The sequence below is a fragment of the Polaromonas sp. P1_E1_2 genome, from assembly GCF_056406035.1.
Genome location: NZ_JBFUAZ010000363.1, coordinates 1 through 4,339 on the forward strand (window position 1 = coordinate 1; position 4,339 = coordinate 4,339).

Below are 4,339 nucleotides of genomic sequence, written 5' to 3' on the forward strand. Positions count from 1 at the left end.
CACGGCAGGAGATGGCAAGGGCGCCACGATCTGGAACCGGGCTGACAGTGGCTGGATGCTGGTAGGCCCAAAACCTGCAACGCCAGGGAGCGTGTCCGGCATGGTCGGAACCGAAGGTGCGTCCGACAACCTGACCGGTGCTTCGGCGTCGCCGGGCGGCCGGCTAACAATCCTTTTTGCGATAGAGTGGAGGAGCAACAGCTCGCGGTAGGCGGCCAGGCTGAAGACCTCTCCCCGCGAATCCGGTTTGCGGAATATGGACTCTTCAAGTACGTCGAGCACCTTGGGAGTTGGCCAGAGGGCCTCAATCCGCGAGAGGGCCTCCGTGTAATACTCCAGATCGTGCGTATCCGCCGCGTATTCGTCGAATGCCGGCACCTTGGCATTGAACATCTTGTTGAAGTCTGTGCGCAACGCGTCGTAATCCTCGCGGCGGCCCAAGCTGTGATAGAGGTCAAACAGGTCGAGATAGACGAGCGCGCTTGTTTCCACGTTGTCCATGATGTGGTGACGCAGAACATCTACCGCCTTGTCGGGCCGGCCGAGCGACAGGAAGAAATCGGCCTGTTGCTGCACATCAAACAGCTCTTCGGCATTCACAATCCGCGGCATGCTGCTGATACCGCTCAGGCTAGGCAGAAATTCCGAGGGGAATCTGGATTCGGCAACCCTTGGGCGCGCCACGGCGCTTGAAGCCGGCGTATTTTTCGGCGCCTCGAAAAATGGTTCGCTGGGATCGAAATCAACCAGCGAATCGGGCAAAGGCCCGGCGCTCACCGATTCAGCTTCTGAGGCCCTGCGCAAGAAGGCTTTCCCGGTGTTACCCGTACCTTCAGTCACATAAGGCGCGCTGTCTTCGGCAAACCCTTTGCCCCACCAGGATCCCCGGCTGACACGGCTTTGCTGTCGGCTACGTATCCATAGTGCCAGGATCGCAAGAAGGGAGGCGGCCAGCAAGGCGTAAAGGGCGTATACGAGCCAGTTGTTATAGCGTTCACCGCGCGCCTGCTCAAGCTGGCCGCGCATTTCCATCACGGCTTTTTCGGTTTTCTGGCTTCGCGCGAGCATGCCGGCAACATCGGCTTCCAGGGATTTCAGGCGCTGGCTGTCGCGCACCATGTCTTGCGGCTGTGCATTAAGCGCCTGCCACAGTGCGGCGGCGGCAGCGCGCTGCTGGGCGTCTGTTGAGGGCTCCGTCAGCAGCTCCGGCGAAGACCGGAGCACAGGGTCGCGCTCGGCCGCCAGGTCAATGGGGTCAAGTTTCAGGCGAGAACGGAGCTTGCCCGCTGGCCCGGATGCGGACTTGCCAGCCCCGCGAACAGCAGGCGTTGCCTGCAGCAACCCAACTGAGGTAGCCGATCGCAATTCACTGCCTCCGACAGGCGGGACTTTTCCGGACCTCGCTCTTGGGGCTTTTCCCGGGCTGGAGGGCGCGGAGCCTGCCTGTGCCTTTGCGGCGTTACCGCCGGCGCCAGCAACTCCAGGCATCTGCGCCACCAGAGGCGCAGTCGCAACGGCTTCTCCGCCGACAACGGGAACCGGGCTGGTGTTTTCTCCGGCCACTTCCGCCAGCAGCACATACTTGCGCGTGTTTTTCTGCAGGCATCCTTCACGCACATAGAGTGTCACGACCGGCTCATCGACGCCGGAGCTTGTGCGGATGCGGATCAGCGCTTCACCGGAAGCGCCTTGCGACGTGATGACACGTACCTTGTCCTGGGCAACCTGGCTGTCGCCAAAAAACACATCTGCCGCCACACAGACTGCAGACAACCCTTCCGTGCCGTCCAGGTGCGCCGACAGGGTGACATCAAGGGGGCGTCCGACAAGGGTGGCGCCGCGCATGCGCCCCAGCGACAAGGCCACGCTGTGGACGGCAACGCCCATCAGCAGAACGCCAAGGAGATATTTGACAGGCTTCTTGGCAAGTTTCATGGGGTGGGCAATTTTGACACGGTACCCTGCCAAATACGGTCAGCCATAATTCAGGCATGGAAGTAAATTACACGAATGTGGGAATAGTTGGCACCGGCGCCATGGGGCGCGGCATTGCGCAGATCGCCGTGCAGGCCGGCAGCACCGTCAGGCTGATGGACGCGCAGGCAGGCGCCGCGGAAAAAGCGCGCGAAGCCATCTGTGCCCAATGGGACAAGCTCGTTGAAAAAGGCCGCATCGACGCAGCCGCGGCAGCCGGGCACAAAGACCGGCTTGTGCTGGCCGCCACCCTCACCGACCTGGCGGCCTGCGACCTCATCATCGAAGCCATCGTGGAGCGGCTGGAGGTCAAGAAAGCCCTGTTCGCCGAACTCGAGACACTGGTACCTGTGCACACCATTCTGGCCAGCAATACCTCCTCGCTTTCTGTAACGGCCATCGCCGCAGACCTGAAGCACCCCGAACGCCTTGCCGGTTACCATTTCTTCAATCCCGTTCCACTGATGAAAGTGGTGGAGGTCATCGCCAGCCTGAAGACCAGTCCCGCTGTGTGCGAAGGCCTGAGCCAATACGCCCGGCAAATGGGCCACACACCCGTGCAGGCCCAAGACACGCCCGGCTTCATCGTCAACCACGCCGGCCGAGGCTACGGCACCGAAGCGCTKCGCATCGTCAGCGAAGGCGTCGCCGACTTCGCCACCATAGACCGCATCCTGCGCGACCAGGCCGGCTTCAAGCTGGGTCCTTTCGAGCTGATGGACTTGACCGGGCTCGACGTCTCCCATCCCGTGATGGAGTCAATCTACCACCAGTACTACCAAGAAGCCCGCTACCGCCCCAATGTGATCACGGCGCAGCGCCTGGCCGGCGGAGTGCTGGGCCGCAAGACCGGTGAAGGCTTTTACCGCTACACCGACGGCACCATGCAAGTTCCGCCCGAGCAGGCCGTCCCTGGTGTGACCGAACTTCCGCCGGTGTGGGTGTCGCCGCGTGCTTCGCGCCGCTCGGAGCTGTTGCAACTGCTCAAAAACCTGGGCGCCAAAATTGAGACCGGCGCCTCCGCATCGCCGCAGGCCCTGATGCTGGTGGCGCCCCTTGGCTTTGACATCACCACCGTCGCCGTCGTGGAGCGGCTGGACCCGGCCCGCACCGTGGGCATCGACATGCTGATCGACGACGCAGCCACCAAGCGGCGCGTACTGGCGACCAACCCGGCCACCCGTACCGACATGCGCGACGCCGCCCATGCCCTCTTCGCCCGCGACGGCAAAGCGGTCAGCGTGATCCGCGACAGCGGCGGCTTTGTCACCCAGCGCGTGGTGGCCACCATCGTCAACATCGCCAGCGACATTTGCCAGCAAGGCATTTGCAGCCCGAAAGACCTTGAGACGGCTGTGACGCTGGGCCTCGGTTACCCCTTGGGCCCGCTGGCCATGGGTGACCGCTACGGCCCCACCAATGTGCTGGAAGTGTTGTTCAACATGCAGACCGTTTACGGCGACCAACGCTACCGCCCTTCCCCCTGGCTGCGGCGGCGCGGCGCCATCGGCCTTAGCCTGTTACACCAGGAGGAATAACACCCCCTTCGGATGCTCACTTCGTGTAGCACCTTCCCCCCTCGAGGGGGCGGCGCCTGCGGCCTGGCGAAGCCAGTTCCGCGGCCCCCACTGGCAAGGGGATCTGTACGGGGACTTGGTCCCTGCCTATTTCTTATTTCGATGCATTGGAAAAACTAGCATGGCAGGCGCAATCAAAGGTACGAGCGAGGGTCAGACCCTTATCCTGACGATCAGCAACCCCGAGTTCAAGAACGCGCTCGGCCCCGATATTTACGCTGCGGGCATTGAGGCGCTAAATGCTGCTGAAAACAACCCAGACATCCGCAGCGTGGTGATCACCGGCGAAGGTGCCATGTTTTGCGCTGGGGGCAACCTGCAGCGACTGGAAGCCAACCGCCGCGAGGCGCCGGAGGTGCAAGCCCAGAGCATTGAAGGCCTGCACAACTGGATCGACTCGATCCGGACTTATCCCAAGCCGGTGATCGCCGCCGTGGAAGGTGCTGCCGCCGGCGCGGGTTTTTCACTGGCGCTGGCCTGCGACTTCGTCGTTGCAGCGGATAACGCTGTGTTCGTGATGTCTTACAGCACCGTGGCACTCTCACCCGACGGTGGCGGCAGCTGGGTCCTGGCGCGCGCCTTGCCGCGTGCGCTGGCCAGCGAATTGCTGATGGCCGGCGAACGCATAGGCGCGCGCCGACTGCACGATTTTGGCCTGGTGAACCGCGTTGCGGCCCCGGGTGAGGCCTTGGCCCAAGCGCTTGAACTGGCCGAAAACCTGAATGCGCGCGCGCCCAATGCGCTGGGCAGCATCAAGGAACTCTTCAACGACGCAGCCGGCAGCACGC

Annotated in this window: 3 protein-coding genes; 2 read left to right on the forward strand and 1 reads right to left on the reverse strand. The window is 62.9% G+C overall.

Annotated features, from left to right (window positions below; genetic code table 11):
* The coding region (locus tag AC1D1P_RS15685; RefSeq protein WP_477673614.1) for a type IV pilus assembly protein FimV at positions 1-1,935 on the reverse strand (1,935 nt) is incomplete at its 3' end.
* A gap of 56 nt (positions 1,936-1,991) precedes the next feature.
* Here AC1D1P_RS15685 and AC1D1P_RS15690 point away from each other — a divergent pair.
* Positions 1,992-3,512, forward strand: a complete 1,521-nt coding sequence (locus AC1D1P_RS15690; RefSeq protein ID WP_477673615.1) for a 3-hydroxyacyl-CoA dehydrogenase — start codon at positions 1,992-1,994, stop codon at positions 3,510-3,512.
* 160 nt (positions 3,513-3,672) lie between these two features.
* On the forward strand, positions 3,673-4,339 hold a 667-nt coding region (locus tag AC1D1P_RS15695; protein ID WP_477673616.1), incomplete at its 3' end, for an oxepin-CoA hydrolase, alternative type.